Source organism: Oceanobacillus salinisoli (genome assembly GCF_009733865.1).
Taxonomy (GTDB): Bacteria; Bacillota; Bacilli; order Bacillales; family Amphibacillaceae; genus Oceanobacillus; species Oceanobacillus salinisoli.
Genome location: NZ_WOFB01000001.1, coordinates 134,343 through 161,299 on the forward strand (window position 1 = coordinate 134,343; position 26,957 = coordinate 161,299).

Below are 26,957 nucleotides of genomic sequence, written 5' to 3' on the forward strand. Positions count from 1 at the left end.
TGGTTTTTTAGGGAAGGGGGGAGTACGATGTCCTTTGCTTCAGAAATAAAAAAGGAATTAACGGCACTGGAAGTAGATAAATGCTGTGAGCATGCTGAGCTTGCTGCACTGATTAGGATGAACGGAGTGATTTCTGTAAATCGGTTGCAGTATTCATTGGATGTTCAGACGGAAAATGCTGCGATAGCAAGAAGAATCTATACATTGATTAAATCTAATTATGATCGCCCAGTTGAATTACTTGTGCGTAAGAAAATGAAATTAAAGAAAAATAATGTTTATATTGTTCGCTTGAAAGAGAAGGTACGTGAGTTGTTAACAGATTTGGGGATTATTAAGGATGCTTATACGGTTGTAAGAACGATATCTGATAAATACTCATCCAAGTCTTGCTGTAAAAGAGCATATCTTCGTGGAGCCTTCTTAGCAGGCGGATCCATTAATAATCCGGAAACATCCTCCTATCATTTGGAAATCTATAATTTTTATCAGGAGCATAATGAAGCATTATGTGAATTAATTAATTCATTTGGTCTACATGCGCGCACACTGGAACGGAAAAAAGGGTATATTGTGTATATTAAAGAAGCAGAAAAGATTACCGAACTTCTAAATATCATTGGTGCACATAATGCGTTATTTAAATTTGAAGACGTTCGTATCGTACGAGATATGCGAAATTCTGTAAATCGCTTAGTTAACTGTGAAACAGCTAATTTGAATAAAACAATTGGTGCTGCTTTTCGGCAAATTGAAAATATTAAACTGATCGAAAATACGGTAGGGCTGGATAAACTGCCGGAAAAACTGCAGGAAATTGCGAAATTGCGTGTGCAGCATCAGGATGTATCGTTAAAAGAGCTAGGAGAATTGGTTTCTGGCGGGAAAATTTCTAAATCCGGTGTCAACCACCGTTTGAAGAAAATAGATGAATTTGCCGAAAAAATTAAGCAAGGTGAGGCATTGAATAATTAATAGTGCTTTATAAGTAATAAAGTTAAAAGGATATATTTCCTTTTAACTTTGTTCATGATATAATACTGATAATTTAAAAGATTTACAGTTTGTTTTTTTTATATAAGCAGGTGCTGTTTAATGTAAAGTGTTAGTACTGTTTTAATAGATGATGATTTTGCCTTGGGGAAGGGAAAAGGAACTAAGGGCTGATATTATGGGCATACTTAATCTGGTATGATTATAAAATCAAAGTTGTTAGCGTTTTCTATTATCAGGGAGGATGAGGAGATTGGTTGAAAGATCAGTAAAGGTAGAATTAGAATCGGGGCTGCAAGCAAGACCAGCAGCACAATTTGTTCAAGAGGCAAACCGCTATTCATCACATTTATTTCTTGAAAAGGAAGGAAAAAAAGTGAATGCAAAGAGTATCATGGGAATCATGAGCTTGGCGATTGCTAGTGGGGAAGAGGTTACACTAATTGCTGATGGTCCGGATGAAGAAGAAGCTATTCATCATCTAAGTAATTTTGTTGTTAAGTGATAAAATCATGTAAAATAAAAGAACCCCTTTCATCTATGTAATGAAAGGGGTTCTTGTTATCGTTTATCACGTGATTAACTGGCTGTAAGACCCTTAACGAGAAGAATTCGAGATACCCCAAGAATTATAAGTGGGGGACGGGCAGCCAGTGAACTCCTGATTCGTTCAGAGGCCTTTAGGTCATCCTTTAGGGCTAACAATCAGTGGGGGATGAAAAAAAAACCACTGATTGAAGGTTCACTTTATTTTTCTGGGTGGCGCTCTAGGATTTTATCGATTAATCCATAGTCAGCGGATTGCTGAGCGGTCATAAAGTTATCACGTTCTGTGTCACGTTCAATAACTTCTAGTGGCTGACCAGTTTTTTCAGATAGAATCTCATTCATGCGTTTTTTGATTTCGATAATACGTTTTGCATGAATTTCAATATCTGTTGCTTGCCCTTGTGCTCCACCTAATGGCTGGTGAATCATAATTTCACTATTTGGCAGTGCATATCGTTTTCCTTTTTCACCAGCAGCCAATAGGAATGAACCCATGGATGCAGCCATTCCGATGCAAATAGTGGAAACGTCCGGCTTAATGAAGTTCATTGTATCATAGATAGCCATTCCCGCTGTAATAGATCCGCCTGGTGAATTAATGTATAGTGAGATATCTTTCTCAGGATCTTCTGCTTCTAAGAAAAGTAACTGTGCAACAATGGAATTTGCGACATTATCATCAATGCCGCTTCCTAATAAAATAATGCGGTCTTTTAATAGGCGTGAATAAATGTCATATGCACGCTCACCACGATTCGTTTGTTCAATAACTGTAGGCACTAAATTCATTGTAAATCCTCCCTTATTAACAATCAATGTTTATCCATATATATTGTAACTAGTTCCATCATATATTAATGGTCAATAAAGGTCAAACAAAAACGTTCGACAAAATGGATACATATTCCATCATACCCATAATTTTTCTTTATAAACCTTTACAGTATATGGCTGTACATAGACTTTATGCAAAAAGAAATATTCTATCACGAAAATGGGACTTGAATCTTATTTGAAACCACGTTATAATGTTCTATGTGTCAAATTTAAATATGCGCCCATAGCTCAGCTGGATAGAGCACTGGTTTCCGGTACCAGGTTTGCCGGGGGTTCGAATCCCTCTGGGCGCGTCCTTTAAAGTTTACAGTGGGAAGGATTTGAGAGTTTCTCAATTCCTTGCCACTTTTCTGTTTTTATAACCATCTTCTAACCATTCGAGTTTCGAAATGAATTTTCAGGGAATGGCTCTTTCTTTCCGTATAATGATTTTGAATAGTTGTTACAGCATTTTCCTGGATACCAGGAATAATATGTGAGTATTTATCCAAAGTTGTTTGAATGGACCTATGACCTAATCTTTCCAGAGCTACTTTTGGATGTACACCTGAATTTAATAATAAGGTAGCGTTTAAACAATGGTGAAAAAAGTCGAAAAATTATTGACAAGATAAAAGTAAGCGATTACAATGTAAATAGCAATCGTACCTTGTTAACTGTTAATTGTTAACAAGACTGATTTATCTGATAATTTATGAAATAAGGGGGCCTGTTTCTAAAGATGAGTATTCAAAAAAGGCATATAAGTGATCAGGTTCTCGCATTTTTACGAAAAAAAATAATGCTAAGAGAATTAAAGGAGGGAGACCATTTAAAAGAGTCGGATTTATCTAAAAAGTTAAATGTTAGTAGAGGACCTATACGTGAGGCGATTGCTAAATTGGAAACAGAAGGCTTAGTTGAAACTCCTTCAAATGGTAGAACAGTTGTTGGCAAATTCTCGATTGAGGATATTAAAAATTTATACGATATTCGAATACTGCTAGAGAAACACGCGTTAACGCAAATTAATGCCGAACAACTAGAAGGAAAAAAGTACTTGCTTTATTCTTATGTTGACCAAATGCAGTATTCGTATAATAAAGAAATAAGAGATATAGAATCAGACTTGGCTTTTCATGCATTACTTGTTGATTTAACCAATAATAAAACACTAATCCAATTATGGAATTCCTTACAAGGGGTTATTCTGACTTTAATTGATGTGACATCAGAGTTTGTTCAACTGCATCAGCAAGAAATTATTGAAGAGCATCGTGTTATTCTTGATGCATTAGTAAACGGGGATTTCGAAAAAGCCCAAGAATTTTTATGTAGACACCTAGAAGGCGCTTCAACTTATTATTCTAGTGCAGTAGTGAACCTAAATAAAGGGGGAGAAAAGTAACATGGCAGAAGAAAAGGTTAAATGTGCAATTATTGGATCTGGTAATATTGGAACAGATTTAATGTACAAATTATTAAGAAGTGAAAAACTAGAACCAACTGTAATGATTGGGATTGACCCAAATTCCAAAGGATTAGCTAAAGCAAAAGAACTTGGATTACTTCCTATTTACAATGGTATTGAAGGATTTATAGAACATGCCGATAAGGCGGATATTGTATTTGAAGCAACTTCTGCAAAAGCACACGAAGCAAATGCACCAATTTTAAAAGAATTAGGAAAAAGGGCAATAGATTTGACTCCAGCAGCTGTTGGTCCTTTTATGGTTCCTTCTGTAAGTTTAGAAATGCATAATATTGAGGAATTAGATAATGTAAACATGGTGACTTGTGGAGGTCAGGCAACTGTGCCAATTGTAAAAGCGATTTCTGATGTTGTTGATGTTGAATATGCAGAAATTGTGGCATCGATAGCCAGTAAAAGTGCTGGACCTGGAACAAGGCAAAATATCGATGAATTTACAGAAACTACGGCAAAAGCGTTAAAAGATGTTGGGGGTGCAAAAGAATCAAAAGCAATTATTGTTCTTAATCCGGCAGAACCACCAATATTAATGAGAAATACAATTTACGCAAAAATTTCCGAGTATTCCCAAGAAATTCATAATGATGTACTAGAAAGTTTGAATAGAATGCTAAAGGTAGTTCAGGGCTATGTAAAAGGTTATCATTTTAAAACAGATCCAGTAATCAAAGACAACGTTGTTTCCGTTGCGGTAGAGGTAGAAGGAAACGGTGATTTTTTACCAAAGTATGCAGGTAATTTAGATATCATTACATCTGCAGCAGTTCGGACAGGAGAGGTTATTGCTGATTCATTAGTTGTGAAAGGGGTGTCACAATGAAAGAGAAAAAAATAGTATTTAATGACGTAACGTTACGAGATGGTATGCATGCCATTTCTCATCAATATTCTGTGGAACAAATCGCTCAATTAACTCAATTACTTGATGAAGCTGGTGTTGACATTATTGAGGCCACACATGGTGATGGGTTAGGTGGTAGTTCTATTCAATATGGTTTTTCAAAGGAATCTGAAAGAGATATTATTACAACCGCCGTTAAAAATACGAAACAAGCAAAGATAGGTGTTTTATTACTTCCTGGTATTGGAACGATTCACCATCTGAACAATGCTAGAGAGTGGGGAGCTTCCGTTGCTCGAGTGGCAACACATTGTACAGAAGCAGACGTATCAGAACAGCATATTAAGGAAGCGGTTAAACTAGGTATGGATACAGTAGGCTTTCTGATGATGTCTCACCGTGTAGAGCCAGAGCAACTGCTTGAAGAAGCAAAGAAAATGGAATCCTATGGAGCAGGCACTATTTACGTGGTGGATTCAGCAGGGGCGCTCACAATGGATGGGGTAAAAAGTAGAGTTTCGCTGTTTAAGGAGAAGTTAAATACAAAAGTAGGATTTCATGCACATAATAATCTTTCATTAGGTGTTGCGAATTCAATTGTTGCTATTCAAGAAGGGGCAGATAGAATTGATGCTAGTTTAGCAGGGATGGGAGCAGGTGCTGGAAATGCATCATTAGAACAGCTTGTTGCAGTAATGAATAAAATGGATATTCCACATTCCATCGATTTATATAAGGCTATGGATGCTGCGGAAAATGCGATGAAACCCATGATGAAACGCCCAGTTCAAATTGATTCATTAAGCTTAACTCTTGGTTACACAGGAGTATACTCTAGCTTTCTATTTTTTGCGGAAAGAGCAGGAAAAGAATATGGTGTTGATCCTAGAGATATTCTAACAAGACTAGCAGAAATGGGGGCTGTTGGTGGGCAGGAAGACTGGATTATTGGAGTAGCTCAGGAACTAGCGAAAGAAAAACAAACTTTAGCAGAAGTTAAATAATCAAATTAAGGGGGATAAATTCTTATGAAATTAAATAGATTACTATTTTTAGTTATGTTAACGTTTACAATGCTTGTTATTGCAGCTTGTTCAGGTGAAGCTTCAAGTGAAGGTGGTAATGATGAAAATGGTGAGTCTAGTGGGGATGGTGAATTTGTAATTAAGGCTGGCCATGCAGCTTCTCAGGATCACTTTCAGCATGCAACGTTTGAAAAATTTAAGGAAGTAGTAGAAGAAAACAGTGATGGACGTATTAAAGTTGAGATTTATCCGAATAGTCAGCTTGGTGGGGAAAGGGAAATGATTGAGGCGATTCAATTAGGTAACTTGACGATGGCAGCTCCGTCAAGTGCACCACTAGCGTCATTCTCTGAAGCAATGCTATTATGGGATCTACCTTATTTATTCCCTGATGCGGAAACGGCACATCGTATTTTAGATGGGGAAGTTGGACAAACCGTTCTTGATTCACTTGAGGAAAATGGGCTTAAAGGCTTGGTATACTGGGAAAATGGTTTCCGCCATTTTACAAATAATGTAAGACCTGTATCTTCTACCGATGATTTAAAAGGAATTAAAATGCGCACATTAGAAAATCCATTACAAGTGGAAGCATGGTCATCTGCGGGGGTAAATGCAACACCAATTGCATTTAATGAGCTTTATTCATCACTACAACAAGGTACGGTAGATGCACAAGAAACACCGTTAGCTTTGATGTATTCCATGAAGTTCTATGAAGTACAAGATTACCTGACTTTAACTGGACATATGTATTCACCTTGGCCAGTTATTATAAGTCCTGCATTTTATGATAGTTTACCAGATGATTTACAACAAGTTGTGTTTGATGCTGCAGTGGAATCTCAGGAGTATAACCGTCAATTGTCAGCAGAAGATGAAGAAAATTCCCTTCAACTCTTAGAAGATGAAGGAATGGAAGTTATAGAGCTAACAGAAGAACAAAGAGACGAATTTAAATCTAAAATGGAAGTTGTTTATGAAGATATAGCAAATCAGGCAGGCCAAGATTTATTTGAACAGTTGATGGATGAATTAGAATAGTAATGAAGGTTAACTAGGTAGTGTTTGCTACCTAGTTACCTCACATATAGGATGGTGAGAAACTATATGAAGCATCTGAGAATATTTGTGAATAATTTTGAAAAGATCTTGATAACTATATTCATGATTCTTATGGTTATATTAATTTTTTTACAAATTTTTACAAGATATATACTAGGAGATGCGGTGACCTGGTCAGAGGAAGCATCTAGATATTTATTTATTTGGCTTATCTTTCTAAGTATTGGAATTGGATTTACCGAACAAAAGCATATAAGTATTGACATTGTAGTAGATAGGCTTCCAGTCATAGGGCAAAGAATATTAAAACAATTTGTTTATTTATTGCTTTTTGCGATAGTGATATTTTTTACGTATCAGGGATATTTGTTAATTGAAAATATGATGGGATTTGGTCAAAAGTCTGCCAATATGCAGATACCCATGTGGATTGTATATATATCATTACCGGTAGGTTTCCTTTTTGCTTCTTTACGATTGGTTCAAACCTCAATCATGCTCTGGAAGGAAGAACAAAATGAAAGCAAAGAGGAGGGACCTATACTATGAGTCCATCAATTATTTTATTCGGTAGTTTGATTATTTTACTATTATTATCCGTTCCTGTTGGATTTGCCCTTTTATTTGCAAGTCTACTAACCGTTCTTATTAGTGATGTATCACTACCGATTAATTTGATAACACAAGTATTGATTACTGCCAATGATTCTTTCCCGCTAATGGCTATCCCTTTTTTTATTCTAGCAGGTGCATTAATGGGAAAAGGTGGAATTTCAGAAAGATTATTTAGAATTGCTAGTAGTTTCGTTGGACATTTTCAAGGTGGCTTTGCAATTGCGGCGGTATTAACTGCAATGTTCTTCTCAGCTATTTCAGGTTCCGGACCAGCAACAGTAGCTGCAATTGGATCGATTATGATTCCAGCAATGGTATCTAGGGGCTATAGTAAAATATTTTCTACGACTATTATAGCTGCAGCGGGAACCATTGGTATTGTAATTCCTCCAAGTATCCCATTAGTCATTTATGGTGTCTCCGCTAATGTATCCATAGGAGATTTGTTTATAGCAGGTATTATCCCCGGTATTATGATGGGGTTAAGTTTAATAATGTGGGCTGTACATCATTCTAAGAAGAATGGATTTGCTGTTTCAGAAAAAGCTTCATGGAAAGAACGGTTTAAGATGCTCAATCAAGGTAAAGGTGCGTTGCTAATGCCAATTATCATTTTAGGTGGTATTTATGGTGGAGTATTTACACCTACTGAAGCAGGGGTAGTTGCAGTTGTTTATGCATTTATATTAAGTGGATTAGTGTATAAGGAACTTAAATGGAAGGAAATTCTTTCTGTAATATATCAAGCTTCTATGACAACTGGATCTATTATGATTATCGTTGCGGCAGCTGCAGTATTTGGTCGTATTCTTGCACTGGAGCAAATTCCTAATCAAATTGCTAATGCAATTACAAATCTGACAGAAAATCCGATTCTATTTTTACTATTAATTAATATTTTATTAATAGTTGTCGGTACGTTTATGGAAACGATTGCAGCAGTAATTATATTAACACCAATATTGTTGCCATTAGCAACCACCCTAGGTATTGATCCGACCCATTTTGGAATTATCATGATAGTTAATCTTAGTCTTGGATTTATAACTCCTCCACTTGGGTTAAATTTATTTGTTGCATCAGGAATATCGGATATTAAGATAGAGAAACTCTCTATGGCAATTGTCCCAGCTTTTATTGGATTAATTATCACACTTTTGCTAATTACGTATGTCGAGAGTTTTTCTTTAATTCTTTTATAAGCGAAAGGGGATAAATAATAATATGTCAGAAGCATTTAAAATAACAATTATTGATCATGAATGGGAAAATACAAAGATAGAGGAAGATTTAATAGATTTATATTCAACTGCTGAGAATCCAATCAAATTATCGGTACTACAATCACAGAATAAGTCTGAAATAATTCAAGCGGCGAAAGAATCAGATGCTATTATCATTATGTATGCAAATATTGATAGAGAAATATTGGAAGCAGTTCCAAACCTTAAACTAGTTTCCAGGTATGGTATTGGTATTAATATGGTAGATGTGGATGCTGCAACAGAATGTAATACAATGGTTGCAAATGTTAACGATTACTGTGTAGATGAAGTTTCTGATCATGCATTGGCAAGTATTATGGCAGCGGCAAGACGTTTAGTTCAGTATAATAATCTTACTAGAAATGGAGATTGGGATTTCAAACAAGTTCCTATACCACTCCGCGCCAATAAGGCAATTATAGGACTTTTAGGATATGGAAAAATACCTAAAAGGTTAGCGGAAAAATTGAAAGCAATAGGTTATCAAGTATATGCTTACGATCCTTTTGTAGATAAAGATACCATGAGTGGGGACGGAGTTATTAAGGCTTCCATAGAAGAAATAATGAAAGAAAGTGACTTTATTTCTGTTCATGTACCATTAATTAAGGACACATACCATTTGATAGGCAAAAAAGAGATTGAGATGATGAAAAGCAGTGCATATATAGTGAATACTGCTAGAGGCCCTATTATTGATGAAAATGCCCTAGTAGAGGCGTTGCAAGAAAATAAAATTGCAGGTGCATTTCTAGATGTCACAGAAGAAGAGCCTCTTCCATCAGAACATATATTAAGGAGTTTAGAACAAGTAGTCTTAACACCTCATTCCGCTTGGTATTCGGTAGATGCTTTTAGAGAAATTAGAGAAAAAGCAATTATGAATGTTATCGAATATTCACAGGGGAAAATACCATCCTACTTAATTAATAAAGATATTTTGGTTAGTAGTTAAGAATGGAGTTATACCACCAATACCAACCATTCTTTTTAAGGACGAGTAATTAGATAAGGTAGGGATGAAAAATGAATAGTATAAACTAAACTCTCCATTTATAAATGTTATTAAGGAGGCCATTAAATTAAGAGGAATAGGAATTTCAACCGATGTTCTAGCTCCTGTAGAAAAGTTATCGAAATAAAAGAGACGGGAAATGAAATCTATATTAGAACAATATTATCCAGAATCTCTTCTCCGGAAAAAATAGATAGTAATAATGCAAAAAAACAAGAATACCTACATTTGATATCTTGTTTTTTGCATTATTATTTATACCGCACCTAGTTCATTGATAACCTTATATGCTGCCTCATCCACATTCAAATGATCTGTGTTTACCTTAACATGATGATTTTTGTAAATTGGCTGCCGTTCATTAAATAATTCTTTAATCTCCCCTAAAGATTTCCCTTGTAAATTTGGCCTCGTACGAGTAAGAAATCCAATCCGCTCTTTCCAGGTATCCCAGGAAATATCAAGAAAAACGACAATACAGTTGGATAGGCATAACTGCTTTACTTCCTCCTGTAAAAATGCACCGCCACCAACAGAAATGACAAGCTGTTTTTGTTGGGTATATTTCTTGATTAATTCTTTTTCTTTCCTCCGAAAGGTTTCCTGACCGTACGTTTGAAAGATTTCGGTTGTTGGTATATCAAATGCTTTTTCTATTTCACTATCAATATCAATGAAATTTCTATTTAACTTATCGGCCACTTCTCTACCAATTGTAGTTTTCCCGACACCCATGAATCCAATTAGCACAATACTTTTTTGCTCCATTTCCAACAAGCCTCTCTATAAATAATTCGTTAGGAGTAGTATAAGCTAATATTTAAATTTTGTAAAAAATAATTTAAAAGTATTCTCTAATTGGTTTTTAATAGAATAGTATGTAAATCCCTTGCGGATGTATGTACCATTTAATTTTTCACGTTAGGAAAGCATGAAATTTCTTTATATTTTAGAGAATCAACTGCAAAATAAAACTTTCCTGCAAATGCAACGGTCTTTTTAATATAAGATATAAAGTATTGACAATTGTACCAATAATGAATAAGATTGAAATGTAAGCGTTTAACCACTAAGCGTTAATTATTAAATTGATTTCTTTATAGGCAAACATAGGAGGGATTTGGATGAAGAAAAAATGGAGTATGTTATGCATGGTGCTGCTTTTAGGAGTAATTCTTGCTGCTTGTGGTGGTGAGGAGAGCTCTTCTGGAGGTGGCGAAGGAGACGGGGAAGGATTAGATACAAATATTGTAACCATTGCTACAGGTGGTTCCTCGGGACCATATAATATTATTGCAACGACATTGGCTGAAACGTATAGTTCGGAATATGGGGTGAATTCCAGAACACAAACAACAGGTGCTTCTGTTGAAAACGTTAACTTAATCAATCAGGACAAGGTGGAAATGGCCTTTGCAATGAGTGATGTTGTTAGTCAAGCAGTGGAAGGGACAGTAAGTTTTGATGAACCAATCGAGAAAGTAAATCAGATTGCAGCACTATATCCCAACTACGTACAAATTGTAACAACGGCAGATTCTGGAATTGAGACGATTGAAGATTTAGTAGGTAAACGTGTTGCAGTAGGGGATCAGAACTCAGGTGTAGAAGTAAATGCACGTACTCTATTAGAAGGACACGGTATTACATATGATGATATCGATGTCGATTATTTAGGGTATGCAGAAGCGGCAGACGGTCTTCGTGCTGGACAGCTGGATGCAGCCTTCTTAACAAGTGGATTGCCAAATGCCTCATTATTGGAGCTGTCTGAGACTTTAGATATTCGTATGGTTTCCATTGATCCTGCTAATGTAGAAAAAATTGCACAAGATAAATCGTACTTTGTTGCTTTGGAAATTCCGGCTGATACATATGGAAATGAAGAACCTGTTCCTACAGCAGCTATTATGAATGCGCTGATTGTACACGCAGATATGAGTGAAGACGATGTATATGAATTGACGAAGACATTTTTTGAAAATCTGGATGCTCTAGCTAACTCACACCAGGCAGCAACAGATATTTCACTGGAAGCGGCACAAGAAGGGCTAGTGGCACCTTTACATCCAGGGGCAGAACGTTACTATAATGAACAAAATGGGGAGTAAAGGATGGAAATGGAGCGCAGGTATACTCGTGCTCCTTTTTTTCCTTTTTTTCAAAATTCCTGTCATTCAATTTGATTTTGAGGACGAAAAGTTATATGTAAAAGAAGATGAGTTCCGCTTAAAGTGGATTCATTCTGTTGAAAAAGAAGAGTGGATCGAACTCTATGAGCGGAGTAAAGATAAACTGATACTTACAGAAACCTATTTTAAAACATTTGGTGCCGGGGTTCCCTCAGATGCGGATGTAGTAAGAACAGAAGATGGATACGTCATGATGAAAATAGATAGAAATTTCCAGGAAATGAATCTCACTGTATCTGAGAATGCTCAGACTACGGTTGAAGCTGGTAGGAAAGAAATACCTTTATATGAATTAACAGAAGACTACGAAAGTGTAAGGATATCCGTTCAGTATGTACACTTTTGGGAGTACATGGGAGGGAAGTTATGATGACAGATAACAATCAAAAGCAGAATCCAGAGCATACTTCAACCGATCCGACGGTTAAAAAAGTATTGGAAAAATTTGATACTGAGTCCAATGTGAGAAAAGTAAATAATAGATCTATTGTTATCTTTATAGCTATTATCGCTATTGCTTATTCTACCTATCATCTATATGTAACCTATAATCCACTGCCAGCTTTACTACAGCGGTCTGTTCATATGTCGGTTGGTATGTCACTCATTTTTCTTCTCTATCCAGTTATGAAAAAACAGGATAAGACAAAAATCCCCTTTTATGATTGGATATTGTTTTTACTTGCGATTTTTACGAGTGTATACTTATTTATAGAATACAATGCGATTGTAACAACCCGTGGTGGTATTCCGAATACAATGGATATCATTGCCGCAATTTTAACGGTTTTATTAGTATTAGAAGCAGCACGACGTGTGACAGGACTTATTCTACCAATATTGGCTTTAATTTTTTTGTCCTACCCGTTTTTTAGTCATATGAGCTGGTTACCTAACATGCTCATGACGCGACCATTTGATTTAGGTGATATTTTTGGTCAGCTTTATTTAAAAACAGAAGGCTTATTTTCTACGGCAATCGGTGCCTCCGTACAATTTATCTTCCTATTTATTTTATTCGGTGCATTTCTTTCCAAATCCGGAATGGGACAGTTGTTCAATGATTTAGCGATGGCTCTTGCCGGAAGCAAGCAAGGTGGCCCTGCTAAGGTTGCCGTTATTTCCAGCGGGTTTATGGGAAGTATAAATGGAGCGGCGGTTGCGAATGTAGTTGGAACAGGATCATTTACGATCCCGTTGATGGAGAAGATTGGCTATCAAAAGAACTTTGCTGGAGCAGTGGAGGCCAGTGCTTCGATTGGTGGTCAAATATTACCTCCGATTATGGGGGCAAGTGCCTTCATTATGGCTGAAACAACAGGAATTGCCTACGGTACCATTGCTTTAGCTGCATTGCTTCCTGCTGTTTTATATTTCCTTGCCGTTATTATGCAAGTACACTTTCGGGCAGGAAGAAGAAATTTAAAAGGCATTCCAAAAGCAGATCTTCCCCGTGTGAAGGAAGTATTAAAAGAGCGGGGACATTTGCTGCTTCCAATTGTTGGTTTAGTCGTTATGTTATTTATGAATATCCCAATTGGATTTGCAGCTTTCTATACAATTATCCTTACTGTTATTGTCGCATCTTTTAGGAAAACAACGAGAATGTCTATAAAAGATATATTAGAGGCAATGGAAAATGGGGCTAGACAATCATTATCTGTGATGATTGCCTGTGCGGTCGTAGGTATCATCATTGGTGTAGTTAGTTTAACAAGCTTTGGAACGGTGATGACTTCTGCAATCACGAGTCTTGGTGCTGGTTCCTTATTCTTTACACTATTCTTAACAATGATTGCATCCATCATTTTAGGGATGGGATTGCCATCTATTCCAGCTTATATCATTACAGCTACTATGACTGCACCAGCCTTAGCGGAATTTGGTATACCAGTATTGGTTGCTCATTTATTTGTTTTCTATTTTGGTATCTTTGCCAATATTACACCACCTGTTGCGTTGGCTGCATTTGCCGGTGCAGGTATATCAGGCGGTAACCCAATGCGTACAGGATTCATTGCCTTAAGGCTTGCGCTAGCTGGTTTTATCATTCCATACCTGTTTGTTTATAACCCGGCTATGCTGTTTATTGACCCAACCGGTCTTCCGGTAAATGCAACAGAGTTTCCATTGCCACCAGTCATGGAAATAGTCCAAATAGCTATCACGTCTATTATCGGTGTTATTGGTCTAGCAGCTTCCCTGGAAGGATATTTTAAAGCAAAAATCAATGTGCTGTTACGAGTGGTTCTCGGAGTGGGTTCACTCCTGTTAATCATCCCAGAAATCGCTACAGATATGGTCGGGCTTATTGTAGTTCTTGCTATCTTTGCTTTCAACTACTTCAAAGATAAAAAAGATAACAATAAAAATATACCTACTGAATCTGCAGGCTAAGCAGTTAGCTTAGCTTGCTTAAATAATAAAAAGGGGGAAAAAGAATGAAGCTTGTCAGCTATAAATTGAAAGAAGTACCGGGAACATATCGAGTGGGCTTTTTACACAATGATAAGATTATTGATGTACAAGAGGCTTATGAAAACTATTTGTTAGAGAATGGTCAGAAGGATTTAGCGAATATTGCAGATAGGATTTTACCTGTAGACCCCATGAAGTTCTTTTTAACAGGCTCTATACTTTTAAAAGAAACAAATGCGGCATATGAATATATGAAAGAAAAAGAAGAACTTGGATTAAAGAGGGAAAGCGTTCACCTTGGGACACCTATTTCGAACCCATCCAAAGTGATCTGTGTTGGGAAAAATTACGCAGATCATGCTGCAGAAATGAATAGTGATGTTCCTGAATTTCCAGTGCTTTTTGCAAAATTTAGCAATGCCATTATTGGGCCGGAAGATGATATAGAGAAGTCAAAGGAAACGAATAAACTTGATTACGAAGTGGAACTTGGGGTCGTAATTGGAAAGGAAGCTTCCAATGTAAGTCGAGACGATGCGTATGACTATATTGCTGGCTATACGATTGGAAATGACATTTCTGCACGTGACTTACAAATGCGTACCCAGCAATGGCTGCAAGGGAAAACACTGGACCGAAGTACTCCAATTGGTCCTTGGGTAGTAACAAAAGAGGAAGTACCTGATCCATCCAGCTTATCGATTCGTTCGTATGTTAATGACGAAGAACGTCAATCTTCCCATACGAGTAAACTCATTTTTGATATACCTTTTCTTATGGAATATATATCCAGTAAAATTACGTTAGTTCCAGGTGATATTATTTTAACTGGAACACCAGATGGAGTCGGTCTTGCGATGGATCCGCCACAATTTTTAAATGACGGAGATTTAGTGACATTAGAAATCGAGAATGTTGGTCGGATGGAGAATAAAGTGGTAGAAAAATAGAATGATTATCTTTAAGTGGAAACAGGATTAGGAAGATTTCTTAATCCTGTTTTCCGTGGATACGAAAGGTTTTCGCTTCATTTGCATATTAGATGGGCGCAGAAAACCTTTATTATACAGATTAGCTATTTGGTTTAACCAAAAGGCAGGGATTCGCTTTGGAAAGAATTTTTTTGTGTAAAATATATCATATGCTTTCTTCAAATCTTCCCATTGTTTACAGCCGTTGGTTTGTTTAAATCTGGCAACATCAATTAGTTTAATCTTTTTTTCTGGAGTGAGGATAATATTACGCAGGTGAACATCAGATGGAGTCAAGCCTGCCTTTCTTGCTTCCAATAACGCTTCATCTGCTTCGGCAATATAGGATTCTTTAATTCGAATACCTTTAGTTATACATTCGAAAAATGTGAAACCCTTAATATAATCGATAACGATATAATTTTTACCTGATCCATATAATTTTGGATAATGGGAGTTACCTTGCAATTGTTGATATATTTCCGCTTCTTCTTGAGCGATATGTTCATGGGGAGGGAAAAATACTTTAAGTGCTTTATTTGTATTTTTGATTTTAAAAACGACAGCACTTCTCCCGGCTCCTATTTGTTCTAACCTGGAATCTTTATTTTTAACAGATATTTTATTTTTCTTTATTTTAAATATGACACTGTTTGCTAAATCGTCATATGGATTCAATGTTATCTCCCTTCTTCGGGTTAAGACATATAGCATCTTATATACCATTATATAATATTTTAAATTTTATATGAAATATTTAATCAAGCCTGATATTCACTTTCGCTTGAAAATAGTGACATTCCACTAAATTAATGGCAAAATATAAGAAAGCCCTTCCATGGAGGTGAGAGTAGTGAAACCAAGATTGATTCAACATCAAACATTGCAATGGAAAATGAATCAATCTCTTATGCAATCGCTTCATATATTGCAATTTACGAGTGTGGAACTTATGGAGTATATTAATCAGGTGTCAAAAGAAAACCCGCTTATTGAAGAAGTGAATTATGATTATGATATGGCGGAATTCCGACGTTCTCATTCTGGGGACTCACCATCAATCGGTGAAATAAATCAGCCCGAACTATCCATGTATGATCAGTTAAAAAAGCAGCTCTTATCTTTAAATTATTCTAAAAAACTGTGGCCTGTTGTGGAATATGGCATTGAATCTTTAGATGAGAGCGGTTACCTAGATGTTGATTTAGAACAATGGTCAGAAGATTGCCGTACGTCTATACATACGGTAGAGGAGGCGCTGGAAGTTATCCAGTCATTGGAACCAACCGGAATTGGTGCGCGGACACTTACAGAATGTATCGTGTTACAATTGAAACAAATGGAGAAGAATTATCCATTTGTTGAAGATTTGTTATCCTCCCATCTGGAGTGGATTGCGAATGAAGATACAGAGGCTATCAGTGAATATTATCAGACAACGGAAAGTATTGCTGAAGATGTCATTGATCATATTAAATTATGTCACCCAAAGCCCGGACAGCTTTTGGATACGAAACCACCTGAATATATTATTCCCGAGGCATCCATTTATAAAGAGGACGGAATCTGGAAAATTAAATTTTATAAATGGGCTTCTCCTACGATTAAAATAAATAGAGAATATGAGAATCTGACTGGATTGGAAAAAGAAGCGGATACCTACCTGAAAGAAAAATATAGACAAATTGAATGGTTAAAACAAGCGGTTGGTTATCGAACAAATACGTTAGAAAGCATTATACAGGTTATCGTAGAAAAACAATTCGGATTTTTTGAAGAGGGAATGGTAATGCTTCAGCCATTAACTTTAAGAGAGATTGCAGCTGAAATAGAAATCCATATATCTACTGTTAGTCGGGCTATTAATCAAAAGTACGTTCAAACCCCACATGGAGTTCTCCCAATTAAATTTTTTCTTCAGTCAGGGATTCGGCAAAATAATGGTAAAAGTACAGCTGCAACTGCTATTAAGCAGATAATATTACAATTAATTAACGAGGAGGATAAATCCAAACCACTATCCGATCAAGCTATTAAAAATAAGCTGAAAGAGGATTTTGGAATTAATATTGCCAGAAGGACAGTTATGAAATATCGCGAGCAGTTACACCTGCCGTCATCAACGAGAAGAAGGAGAAAATCATAATGCTGCATATTAATTTTTATACGAAAGAAAAATGTTCTTTGTGTGATCATGCGGTAACTTTACTATCTTTATTCCAAAAAGACTATCCCCATGAGATTGAGAGAAGGGATATTTATTCTAATGACAAGTGGTTGGAACAATATCATTTATTAATACCTGTTTTAGAAGTAAATGGGAAACAGTTGAATGGTGAACAAATCAATTATGATTCATTAGAACAACTTTTAAAAGAGCAATATGAAGAGGAAATCGATAAATAACGATTTCTTCTTTTTTTGTGGAAGTTGAAGGGTGTTTGAGAAATGCTATAGGTGAAAACTCAGCTCGAACTCCCGTGAAAGGGTCACGTAGAAGCGTTCTAATTGCCCGAATGAAGTTCGACTCGAATTGAAAAGTCACGTAGAAGCGTTCTAGGTGCCCGAATGCAGATTGACTCGCGTTGAAAAGTCACGTAGAAGAGTTCTAGGTGCCCGAATGAAGTTCGACTCGAGTTTGAAAGGTCACGTAGAAGCGTTCTAGGTGCCCGAATACAGTTCGACACGCGTTGAAAGGTCACGTAGAAGCGTTCTAGGTACCCGAATGAAGTTCGACTCGCGTTGAAAGGTAATGTAGAAGCGTTCTAGGTGCCCGAATGAAGTTCGACACGCGTTGAAAGGTCACGTAGAAGCGCTCAAGGTGCCCGAATGAAGTTCGATTCGCTATGAAAGGTCACGTAGAAGCGTTCTAGGTGCCCGAATGAAGTTCGACTCACGTTGGAAGGTCACGTAGAAGCGTTCTAGGTGCCCGAATGAAGTTCGACTCACGTTGGAAGGTCACGTAGAAGCGTTCTAGGTGCCCGAATGAAGTTCGACTCGCATTGAAAAGTCACGTAGAAGCGCTCTAGGTTCCCGAATGAAGTTCGACTCGAGTTAAAAGTCACGTAGAAGCGTTCTAGGTGCCCGAATGCAGCTCGACTCGGGTTGAAAGGTCACGTAGAAGCGTTCTAGGTGCCCGAATGAAGTTCGACTCGCTATGAAAGGTCACGTAGAAGCGCTCTAGATGCCCGAATCTAACTCGACTCGCGTTGAAAAGCCACGTAGAAACTCTTCAAATTCCAAACAGAAAGAGTCAAGATGTATTGTACAGTAAATTCAACATCATCTTAACTTAAATTTACAAATATTATGGAACGTTTTATTTGTTTATTTATTAAACTATGTTATAATAAAAATCGGCTGGGACACAATAGAACCACGCGGGACATATTGTGACCAGTTAGGAAGGGATATTTATGCGAACTTTAGCCGAATTGCAGAAGAAATTAGTACCTGATTTGTTGAAAATCATGCAGCAGCGTTATTTCATTTTACAAAGTGTCGATAATTTTGAGCCTATAGGCAGAAGAGGTCTGGCAGATAAATTAAGTTTAACGGAGCGGCATGTTAGAAGTGAGGTCGACTTTTTACATAAGCAAGGACTTATTGATGTTACAACGAAAGGTATGTATATTTCAAAAGAGGGTAAATTAGTTCTTGAACAATTATCTGACATGATGCGAGAAATTGTCGGTATATCTGTTTTAGAAAAGCAAATTCGGGATAAGTTAAAGGTGAAGAACGTTATTATTGTTCCAGGGAATAGCGATGATTATGAATGGGTAAAACAGGAAATGGGGAAAGCGTGTGTAGCATACCTCAAGAAAATTGTGAACAGCCCTTCAACGATCGCAGTAACAGGTGGAACAACGATGGCAGCTATCGCCGATGTCATGACTCCTTTAAATAATGAATACGAAAGCTTGTTTGTACCTGCAAGAGGTGGAGTTGGGGAAAAGGCCGAAAATCAGGCGAGCAGAATTGTTTCTGAAATGGCTAAAAAAGCAAACGGGGATTACCGTCTGCTTTATGTACCAGACCCAATCAGCGAATCTGCCTATCAAACATTGATTCATGAACCAATGATTAAGGATATTCTCCAGCAAATTAAAAATGCGAATATTGTTATCCATGGTATTGGGGATGCGAAAACGATGGCCAGACGCAGAAAAACAACGGAGGAAACGATGAACAAACTTATTGCCCATCATGCAGCAAGTGAAGCATTCGGCTATTATTTTGACCAGCATGGGAATATTGTTCATAAGGTTCGGACGGTTGGACTGCAGCTTGAGGATTTAGCATCGATTGAACATGTGATTGCAGTAGCAGGTGGCAAATCAAAAGCAGATGCAATCGTATCTTATTTTAAACAAGGGAAAAGTGATTTATTAATTACGGATGAAGCAGCTGCTGAAAAGATTTTAAGAGGGTAACCTCTTATAATATATAAATATAAACATTAGGAGGAATTATAAATGGCAGTAAAAGTAGGTATTAATGGTTTTGGTAGAATTGGACGTAATGTATTTCGTCAAGCTCTTAAAAATGATGAAGTGGAAATCGTTGCAGTTAACGATTTAACTGATGCAAATATGCTAGCACATCTTCTAAAATATGACTCTGTTCATGGAATTTTAGAAGAAGAAGTAACTGTAAATGGTTCAAACATTGCAGTTGGCGGAAAAGAATTTAAAGTACTTTCAGAGCGTGACCCTGCTCAATTAGGCTGGGGAGACCTTGGAGTGGACATCGTAATCGAATCAACTGGCCGCTTCACAAACGCAGAAGATGCGAACAAACACATTGAAGCTGGAGCGAAAAAAGTAATTATCTCTGCGCCTGCATCTAATGAAGATTTAACTATTGTTATGGGTGTTAACAACGATAAATATGACCCAAGCCAACACAACATCGTATCGAATGCATCTTGTACAACAAACTGTTTAGCACCATTTGCTAAAGTACTTAACGATAAATTTGGAATCAAACGTGGTTTAATGACTACTATTCACTCTTATACAAATGATCAGCAAATCCTTGATTTACCACATAAAGACTATCGTCGTGCACGTGCAGCAGCAGAAAATATTATCCCAACAACTACTGGTGCAGCAAAAGCGGTTAGCTTAGTATTACCTGAATTACAAGGTAAATTAAATGGTATGGCAGTACGTGTACCAACTCCAGACGGTTCATTAACGGATCTTGTTGCAGAATTAGATAAAGACGTAACCGTTGAAGATGTGAACAGTGCGTTTAGAGAAGCTGCTGAAGGTGAATTAAAAGGAGTAATGGAGTACAGTGAAATGCCTTTAGTTTCCAGAGACATCGTAGGTAACACGCATTCTTCTATCGTGGATGGTCTTTCTACAATGGTAATGGAAAACAATATGGTTAAAGTTGTTTCTTGGTATGACAACGAAATGGGTTACTCTTCTCGTTGTGTAGACTTAGCTGTATACATGGCTAAACAAGGACTTTAATAATAAAAGCGGAAGTGCCCGTATAGCTACGCTAGTCGCTGGGCACTGGAGCTAGATGAATAAATGCGGCAATGCCCGTTTTTAGAAACAAACACCTAAGGGGGAGGAGGAAGCTCCTCCCCCTTTTCCATTTTTCTATTAAGTCCTATCTATTTTTGGTATATAATGGATAAGGAAGAATAAAGTAGCAGACCCTAAATGAGAAAAACATTTACATATTATGAAATAGGAGGCTGTAACGTGAATAAGAAAACCCTTAAAGACCTTGATGTAAAAGGGAAAAAAGTATTTTGCCGTGTTGATTTTAATGTTCCTATGAAAGATGGAGAGGTAACAGATGACACACGTATTAGAGCTGCATTACCTACCATTGAACACTTGTCTGAAAACGGAGCAAAGGTCATTCTATCCAGTCACCTTGGTCGTCCAAAAGGGCAAGTAGTAGAAGAACTGCGACTAGACCCTGTTGCAAAACGTTTAAGTGAATTAAGTGGTAAAGAAGTTGTGAAAACAGATGCTGTCTACGGCGAAGAAGTAAATGAAGCGATTGCTGGACTAAACGATGGGGATTTATTACTTATCGAAAATGTTCGTTTTGAAGCGGGCGAAGAGAAAAATGACCCACAATTAGCTCAAAACTTTGCTGATATGGCTGATTTTTATGTGAATGACGCATTTGGTGCTGCACACCGTGCCCATGTATCTACTACAGGAGTTGCAGAAAAACTACCTGCAGCAGCTGGTTTCCTGTTGGAAAAGGAAATCGAAGTATTAGGAAAAGCGTTGGAAAATCCGGACCGTCCTTTCACAGCCATTATCGGTGGTGCGAAAGTAAAAGATAAAATCAATGTCATCGATAATCTATTAGAAAAAGTAGATAACCTAATTATCGGTGGTGGACTTGCTTACACATTTATCAAAGCGCAAGGTCATGAGATTGGGAAATCTTTATTAGAAGAAGATAAGATTGATTTAGCTAAAGAATTTATGAAAAAAGCAGAAGAAAAAGGCGTAAATATGGTCCTCCCAGTTGACGCTGTGGTTGCAGATGATTTCTCTGAAACAGCCAATACCAAAGAAGTAGCGATTGAAGAAATCCCTGCTGATTGGGAAGCTTTAGACATTGGACCGAAAACACGTGAAAAATACAGCAAGATTGTTTCTGATTCTAAACTAGTTATTTGGAACGGACCAATGGGTGTCTTTGAATTAAATGTTTTCGCAAATGGTACAAAAGCCGTTGCAGAAGCGTTAGCAAATACAGAAGGATACACAATCATCGGTGGTGGTGATTCCGCAGCAGCAGTTGAAAAATTTGATTTAGCTGACCAAATGGATCACGTATCAACTGGTGGCGGTGCTTCCCTGGAGTTTATGGAAGGTAAAGTACTTCCTGGAGTAGCGGCTCTAAACGAGAAATAAGTTCATTTAATTCTTTTTAAGAGGTGAGACGATGCGCAAGAAAGTAATCGCAGGTAACTGGAAAATGAATAAAGTACTATCTGAAGCAAACAGTTTTGTAGATGAAGTGGTAGAAAAAGTACCCAATAGTGATCAAGTAGAAGCAATTGTTTGTGCACCATTTCCATTTTTAGCTTCTCTTGTTGAAAAGGCGAATGGTTCTAAAGTGAAAATCGCTGCACAAAACATGCATTTTGAAGATAATGGAGCATTCACTGGTGAAGTAAGTCCAGTTATGTTAAAAGACTTGGGTGTCACTCATGTTGTTTTAGGTCACTCGGAACGCCGTGAGTATTTTGCGGAATCAGATGAAACAGTAAACAAAAAGACACATGCAGCATTTAACCATGGTTTAACTCCAATCGTTTGTGTTGGGGAAACATTGGAACAGCGTGAAGCAAATGAAACAATGAATCTTGTGGAAGCACAAGTGAAAAAAGCACTTGAAGGTCTGTCTGCGGATCAAGTGGCGAAAACTATCATTGCATATGAGCCAGTTTGGGCAATTGGAACAGGGAAAACTGCGACAAGTGAACAAGCGAACGAAGTATGTACACATATTCGTAACGTTGTAAAAGAAGTAACTTCCGAAGAAACTGCAGAACAATTAATCATTCAATATGGTGGAAGTGTAAAGCCTGCTAATGTGGATGAATTGCTTGCACAATCGGATATCGATGGTGCGTTAGTTGGCGGCGCAAGCCTTGAAGCAGACTCCTTCTTACAACTTGTGGAGGCAGGTACAAAATGAGTGACAACAAATTAGCTGCATTAATCATTTTAGACGGATTCGCTTTTCGTGATGAAGAATTTGGTAATGCAGTCGCACAAGCAAAAAAGCCAAACTTTGACCGTTACTGGAATCAGTTTGCACACAGTCAATTAACAGCAAGTGGTGAGGCTGTCGGACTACCTGAAGGACAAATGGGGAACTCTGAAGTTGGTCACTTAAATATCGGTGCTGGCCGCATCGTATACCAAAGTCTAACACGGGTAAACCTATCGATTAAAGAAGGCGATTTTTACCAAAAAGGTGCATTCCTAAAATCAATTCAGCATGCAAAGGATAATAACCGTGCATTGCACCTATTCGGTTTATTGTCTGATGGTGGGGTGCACAGTCATATTGAACACTTATTTGCCTTATTAAAATTAGCTAGTGACCAAGGTTTGGAAAAAGTGTATGTACATGGCTTCTTAGATGGTCGTGATGTTGGACCACAAACTGCGGAGAAGTACATCAAGCAAACCGAAGAAAAAATGAAGGAACTGGGCGTTGGCCAATTTGCAACAATTTCTGGCCGTTACTATTCCATGGACCGTGACAAACGCTGGGATCGTGTGAAAAAATCCTATGATGCAATGGTTTACGGAGAAGGCCCGACATATCAATCCGCGATGGAAGTTATTGAGGATTCCTACGAAAATGGCATTTACGATGAGTTCGTGATTCCTTCTGTCATTGTCGATGAAAATGGAGAACCTGCTGGTAAAGTTCAGGATAATGATTCCATTATTTTCTATAATTTCCGACCAGACCGTGCGATTCAAATTTCACGTACGTTCGCTAATGAAGATTTCCGCGATTTTAATCGTGGAGAAGCGGTACCGAAAAATCTGGATTTCGTGATGCTAACGGAATTTAGTGAATCGGTTGATGGATTTGTTGCGTACAAACCGGTTAACCTGGATAATACGATTGGTGAAGTTCTTTCGCAAAATGGTTTAAAGCAATTACGTATTGCTGAGACAGAAAAATATCCACACGTAACCTTTTTCATGAGCGGTGGTCGTGAAAAAGAATTCGAAGGGGAAAAACGTATTTTAATTGATTCACCAAAAGTTGCAACATATGACCTACAACCTGAGATGAGTGCTTATGAAGTGACGGACGCGTTACTAAAAGAACTTGATTCAGAAGATCGTCCAAATGCAATTATCCTTAACTTTGCAAATCCTGATATGGTTGGACATTCCGGAATGTTAGAACCAACCATTAAAGCGATAGAAGCAGTGGATGAGTGTTTAGGTAAAGTTGTTGATAAAATCAATGAACTAGGCGGAAATGCGATTATCACAGCCGATCATGGCAATTCCGATGAAGTGATGACAATGGAAGGTAGTCCAATGACCGCTCATACAACGAATCCAGTTCCTGTCATCGTAACGAAAAAGGATGTAGAATTGCGTGATGGCGGAATTTTAGCAGACTTAGCCCCTACATTACTTGATTTACTGGAAGTAGATAAGCCAGAAGAAATGACTGGAGATTCTTTGATTAAAAAATAATTTTAAAATAAAAGGAGAGAAAATCAATATGCCATACATTACAGACGTATATGCACGTGAAGTATTAGACTCACGTGGTAACCCAACCGTAGAAGTAGAAGTTTACACAGAATCAGGTGCTTTTGGAAGAGCATTGGTTCCAAGTGGAGCTTCAACTGGTGAATATGAAGCAGTTGAATTACGCGATGGAGATAAAGACCGTTACCTGGGTAAAGGTGTTCTTCAAGCAGTGAAAAACGTAAATGAAGTCATTGCTCCAGAACTAGTTGGAATGGATGTTACTCGTCAAAACATTATTGACGCGATGATGATTGAACTAGACGGCACAGAAAACAAAGGAAAATTAGGTGCGAATGCAATCCTAGGTGTTTCCATGGCAGTAGCCCGTGCTGCAGCTGACTTACTTGATGTTCCTTTATACAATTACTTAGGTGGATTCAATGCGAAGACACTTCCAACACCAATGATGAACATCCTAAATGGTGGAGAACACGCAGACAACAACGTAGATATTCAAGAATTCATGGTTATGCCTGTAGGTGCGGAGTCGTTTAAAGAAGCACTTCGCATGGGTGCAGAAATTTTCCATTCCTTGAAAAAAGTATTAGGTTCAAAAGGCTACAATACGGCAGTAGGGGATGAAGGTGGATTTGCTCCAAACCTTGCCTCCAACGAAGAAGCACTTCAAACGATTGTAGAAGCAATTGAAGCTGCTGGATATAAACCTGGTGAAGAAGTAAAACTAGCAATGGACGTTGCTTCCTCTGAGATTTACGAAGATGGAAAATACAATCTTAAAGGGGAAGGTGTCGTTCGTACTTCTGAAGAAATGGTCGATTGGTACGAAGAAATGGTTAACAAATATCCAATCATCTCTATCGAAGACGGCTTAGATGAAAACGACTGGGAAGGTCACAAGCTGTTGACTGACCGTATAGGTGATCGTGTTCAACTAGTTGGGGACGACTTATTCGTAACAAATACGAAGAAGCTTGCTCAAGGTATTGAACAAGGTGTAGGCAATTCTATTCTTGTTAAAGTGAATCAAATCGGTTCCTTAACAGAAACATTTGAAGCCATCGAAATGGCAAAACGTGCTGGCTATACAGCAGTGATATCCCACCGTTCAGGTGAAACAGAAGATTCTACCATTGCTGATATTGCAGTCGCTACAAACGCAGGACAAATTAAAACAGGTGCTCCATCACGTACAGACCGTGTTGCGAAATACAACCAATTACTACGCATTGAAGACGAATTAGCTGGTATGGGTGTATATGGTGGACTAGATTCATTCTATAACCTGAAAAAATAATAAAGTTTTAACACGAAAAAGAGGCAGATTATTTTAATCTGTCTCTTTTTACATCTTAGGAATGAACAACATTTTATCAATGAGTCATAGGACAATAGGTAGAACAAATATCATAGATGTAACATCCTTACAAATAATGGGAGGCGCCATTTGTGACACAAGAAGTCCTAGTATTTGGTGATATTGGTATTGATGATACACTTGCTTTAATCTACGCGTATTTGAATAATGATATAAGTGTGGTGGGTATTGTCGCCGATTATGGGAATATACCAAGAGAAAATGCGGTAGCAAATATTCAATATGTTCGAAGTATTTTTGATACAACAGAAACAGAAGATATGAAAGTTATAGCTGGTGCAGAAATACCCATGCTTGGGGAAATTCCTGAGTATGTTACCGAAATACATGGAGAATATGGGCTTGGACCGATCATTCCTCCAACTAATGGTAATGGTATATTAAGCGAAAACTTTTTTGAAGTGGTGGATATTATTGAAGAACATATTGATGATTTAGTTATTGTCAATATTGGTCGCTTAACATCCTTAGCAACCATGTTTATTTTATATCGGGATTTAATGAAAAAGGTGAAAGGCTATTATATTATGGGTGGTGCATTTTGGGTTCCGGGAAATGTCACTGCTGTATCAGAAGCTAATTTTCATGGAGACCCCGCAGCTGCCCAATTGGTTCTTAATAATGCAAATAATGTCACCATTATCCCTTTAAATGTAACAGAGTATGCTATTGCGACTCCAGAAATGGTGGATTATATCGACCAAGTTGGTCAAGTTCCACTTGTAAAACTTCTTTTAGACTACTACTATGACTTTTACAAAGAGCGTGACCCTAATATTCAAGGTAGCCCTTTGCACGATGTTGTCACGATGATGGCGGTTAATTATGAAGATATATTTACATACAGGTATTTGCCGGTACATATCGTACAAGCAACGGATGGAACGGAACGGGGGCAGAGTATTGCTGATATTAGGCCCTTTGGCAGTTTGGAAGAGGAAACAAAAACAGATGTTAAACGTCACCGCATTGCTTTTCAACTGGACTATCCTACATTTTTTAACCGATTTATGTCCGTGATGACCGGTGAATCATTTGAATAATAGTCCATTTAAATTTGATGATGAA

General features: G+C 37.5%; 25 protein-coding genes and 1 tRNA gene. 23 read left to right on the top strand and 3 right to left on the bottom strand.

Features of this window, described 5'->3' with window-relative positions:
* Nucleotides 1-27 precede the first annotated feature (27 nt).
* Both whiA and GMJ66_RS00580 read left to right on the top strand, forming a co-directional pair.
* Nucleotides 28-975, top strand: coding sequence for a DNA-binding protein WhiA (whiA, locus tag GMJ66_RS00575; protein ID WP_156288372.1), 948 nt, complete (start codon nt 28-30; stop codon nt 973-975).
* Between the two features lie 271 nt (nt 976-1,246).
* Nucleotides 1,247-1,498, top strand: a complete 252-nt coding sequence (locus GMJ66_RS00580) for an HPr family phosphocarrier protein (protein WP_156288373.1) — start codon at nt 1,247-1,249, stop codon at nt 1,496-1,498.
* Nucleotides 1,499-1,740: 242 nt separating this feature from the next.
* Here the strand turns inward: GMJ66_RS00580 and clpP are convergent, their stop codons facing one another.
* The gene (gene clpP, locus GMJ66_RS00585) at nt 1,741-2,331 is read right to left on the bottom strand and encodes an ATP-dependent Clp endopeptidase proteolytic subunit ClpP (RefSeq protein WP_156288374.1); all 591 of its coding nucleotides are present in this window, start codon (nt 2,329-2,331) and stop codon (nt 1,741-1,743) included.
* A gap of 265 nt (nt 2,332-2,596) precedes the next feature.
* On the opposite strand from clpP, the gene GMJ66_RS00590 reads away from it, so the two are divergent.
* The 8 genes from GMJ66_RS00590 to GMJ66_RS00625 all read left to right on the top strand — a co-directional run bounded on the left by GMJ66_RS00590 (nt 2,597) and on the right by GMJ66_RS00625 (nt 9,616).
* Nucleotides 2,597-2,672 (top strand) — tRNA-Arg (locus tag GMJ66_RS00590).
* Nucleotides 2,673-3,100: 428 nt separating this feature from the next.
* Nucleotides 3,101-3,766, top strand: coding sequence for a GntR family transcriptional regulator (locus GMJ66_RS00595; protein ID WP_156288375.1), 666 nt, complete (start codon nt 3,101-3,103; stop codon nt 3,764-3,766).
* A 1-nt stretch (nt 3,767) separates the two neighbouring features.
* Nucleotides 3,768-4,670, top strand: coding sequence for an acetaldehyde dehydrogenase (acetylating) (locus GMJ66_RS00600; protein WP_156288376.1), 903 nt, complete (start codon nt 3,768-3,770; stop codon nt 4,668-4,670).
* The gene (dmpG, locus tag GMJ66_RS00605) at nt 4,667-5,695 is read left to right on the top strand and encodes a 4-hydroxy-2-oxovalerate aldolase (protein ID WP_156288377.1); all 1,029 of its coding nucleotides are present in this window, start codon (nt 4,667-4,669) and stop codon (nt 5,693-5,695) included. The genes GMJ66_RS00600 and dmpG overlap by 4 nt, the downstream gene beginning before the upstream one ends.
* Before the next feature lie 24 nt (nt 5,696-5,719).
* Nucleotides 5,720-6,760, top strand: a complete 1,041-nt coding sequence (locus tag GMJ66_RS00610; protein ID WP_156288378.1) for a TRAP transporter substrate-binding protein — start codon at nt 5,720-5,722, stop codon at nt 6,758-6,760.
* 132 nt (nt 6,761-6,892) lie between these two features.
* Nucleotides 6,893-7,330 carry a TRAP transporter small permease gene (locus GMJ66_RS00615; RefSeq protein WP_269321856.1) on the top strand — a complete coding sequence of 146 codons (438 nt, stop codon included), beginning with the start codon at nt 6,893-6,895 and terminating at the stop codon, nt 7,328-7,330.
* Complete coding sequence (locus GMJ66_RS00620; protein ID WP_156288380.1) at nt 7,327-8,598, top strand: TRAP transporter large permease; 1,272 nt, start codon at nt 7,327-7,329, stop codon at nt 8,596-8,598. Before GMJ66_RS00615 ends, GMJ66_RS00620 begins: the two co-directional genes overlap by 4 nt.
* A gap of 22 nt (nt 8,599-8,620) precedes the next feature.
* Nucleotides 8,621-9,616, top strand: a complete 996-nt coding sequence (locus GMJ66_RS00625; RefSeq protein ID WP_156288381.1) for a C-terminal binding protein — start codon at nt 8,621-8,623, stop codon at nt 9,614-9,616.
* 315 nt (nt 9,617-9,931) lie between these two features.
* On the opposite strand, the gene GMJ66_RS00630 is transcribed toward GMJ66_RS00625, so the two are convergent.
* Entirely contained in the window at nt 9,932-10,444 is a 513-nt protein-coding gene (locus tag GMJ66_RS00630) for a shikimate kinase (protein WP_156288382.1), read from the bottom strand.
* A 356-nt stretch (nt 10,445-10,800) separates the two neighbouring features.
* Here GMJ66_RS00630 and GMJ66_RS00635 point away from each other — a divergent pair, with 356 nt between their 5' ends.
* The 4 genes from GMJ66_RS00635 to GMJ66_RS00650 are packed head-to-tail and all read left to right on the top strand — an operon-like array spanning nt 10,801 to nt 15,236.
* Complete coding sequence (locus tag GMJ66_RS00635) at nt 10,801-11,787, top strand: TAXI family TRAP transporter solute-binding subunit (protein ID WP_156288384.1); 987 nt, start codon at nt 10,801-10,803, stop codon at nt 11,785-11,787.
* Nucleotides 11,768-12,238 (top strand): DUF1850 domain-containing protein, encoded by a 471-nt coding sequence (locus GMJ66_RS00640; RefSeq protein WP_231514772.1) that lies wholly within the window; start codon nt 11,768-11,770, stop codon nt 12,236-12,238. Before GMJ66_RS00635 ends, GMJ66_RS00640 begins: the two co-directional genes overlap by 20 nt.
* Nucleotides 12,238-14,265, top strand: coding sequence for a TRAP transporter permease (locus GMJ66_RS00645; protein WP_156288386.1), 2,028 nt, complete (start codon nt 12,238-12,240; stop codon nt 14,263-14,265). The genes GMJ66_RS00640 and GMJ66_RS00645 overlap by 1 nt, the downstream gene beginning before the upstream one ends.
* Before the next feature lie 44 nt (nt 14,266-14,309).
* Nucleotides 14,310-15,236 (top strand): fumarylacetoacetate hydrolase family protein, encoded by a 927-nt coding sequence (locus tag GMJ66_RS00650; RefSeq protein ID WP_156288388.1) that lies wholly within the window; start codon nt 14,310-14,312, stop codon nt 15,234-15,236.
* A 27-nt stretch (nt 15,237-15,263) separates the two neighbouring features.
* Here the strand turns inward: GMJ66_RS00650 and GMJ66_RS00655 are convergent, their stop codons facing one another.
* Nucleotides 15,264-15,935 (bottom strand): protein kinase family protein, encoded by a 672-nt coding sequence (locus GMJ66_RS00655; RefSeq protein ID WP_231514773.1) that lies wholly within the window; start codon nt 15,933-15,935, stop codon nt 15,264-15,266.
* A gap of 175 nt (nt 15,936-16,110) precedes the next feature.
* Between GMJ66_RS00655 and rpoN the strand changes: the two genes are divergently transcribed.
* From rpoN to GMJ66_RS00700, 9 genes are all read left to right on the top strand, one after another.
* Complete coding sequence (gene rpoN / locus GMJ66_RS00660; RefSeq protein ID WP_156288392.1) at nt 16,111-17,403, top strand: RNA polymerase factor sigma-54; 1,293 nt, start codon at nt 16,111-16,113, stop codon at nt 17,401-17,403.
* Complete coding sequence (locus GMJ66_RS00665; protein WP_156288394.1) at nt 17,403-17,663, top strand: glutaredoxin family protein; 261 nt, start codon at nt 17,403-17,405, stop codon at nt 17,661-17,663. Before rpoN ends, GMJ66_RS00665 begins: the two co-directional genes overlap by 1 nt.
* A gap of 1,010 nt (nt 17,664-18,673) precedes the next feature.
* Nucleotides 18,674-19,693: a sugar-binding transcriptional regulator gene (locus tag GMJ66_RS00670; RefSeq protein ID WP_156288396.1), complete on the top strand. Its 1,020-nt coding sequence runs from the start codon at nt 18,674-18,676 to the stop codon at nt 19,691-19,693.
* A 42-nt stretch (nt 19,694-19,735) separates the two neighbouring features.
* Nucleotides 19,736-20,743: a type I glyceraldehyde-3-phosphate dehydrogenase gene (gene gap / locus GMJ66_RS00675; protein ID WP_156288398.1), complete on the top strand. Its 1,008-nt coding sequence runs from the start codon at nt 19,736-19,738 to the stop codon at nt 20,741-20,743.
* A gap of 240 nt (nt 20,744-20,983) precedes the next feature.
* The gene (locus GMJ66_RS00680) at nt 20,984-22,165 is read left to right on the top strand and encodes a phosphoglycerate kinase (RefSeq protein ID WP_156288399.1); all 1,182 of its coding nucleotides are present in this window, start codon (nt 20,984-20,986) and stop codon (nt 22,163-22,165) included.
* Nucleotides 22,166-22,196: 31 nt separating this feature from the next.
* Complete coding sequence (tpiA, locus tag GMJ66_RS00685) at nt 22,197-22,955, top strand: triose-phosphate isomerase (RefSeq protein ID WP_156288400.1); 759 nt, start codon at nt 22,197-22,199, stop codon at nt 22,953-22,955.
* A complete protein-coding gene (gene gpmI, locus GMJ66_RS00690) occupies nt 22,952-24,493 on the top strand; it encodes a 2,3-bisphosphoglycerate-independent phosphoglycerate mutase (protein WP_156288401.1) in 1,542 nt (513 codons plus the stop codon). The genes tpiA and gpmI overlap by 4 nt, the downstream gene beginning before the upstream one ends.
* 28 nt (nt 24,494-24,521) lie before the next feature.
* Nucleotides 24,522-25,808: a phosphopyruvate hydratase gene (gene eno / locus GMJ66_RS00695; RefSeq protein WP_156288402.1), complete on the top strand. Its 1,287-nt coding sequence runs from the start codon at nt 24,522-24,524 to the stop codon at nt 25,806-25,808.
* Nucleotides 25,809-25,960: 152 nt separating this feature from the next.
* The gene (locus GMJ66_RS00700) at nt 25,961-26,932 is read left to right on the top strand and encodes a nucleoside hydrolase (RefSeq protein ID WP_156288403.1); all 972 of its coding nucleotides are present in this window, start codon (nt 25,961-25,963) and stop codon (nt 26,930-26,932) included.
* Nucleotides 26,933-26,957: the final 25 nt, after the last annotated feature.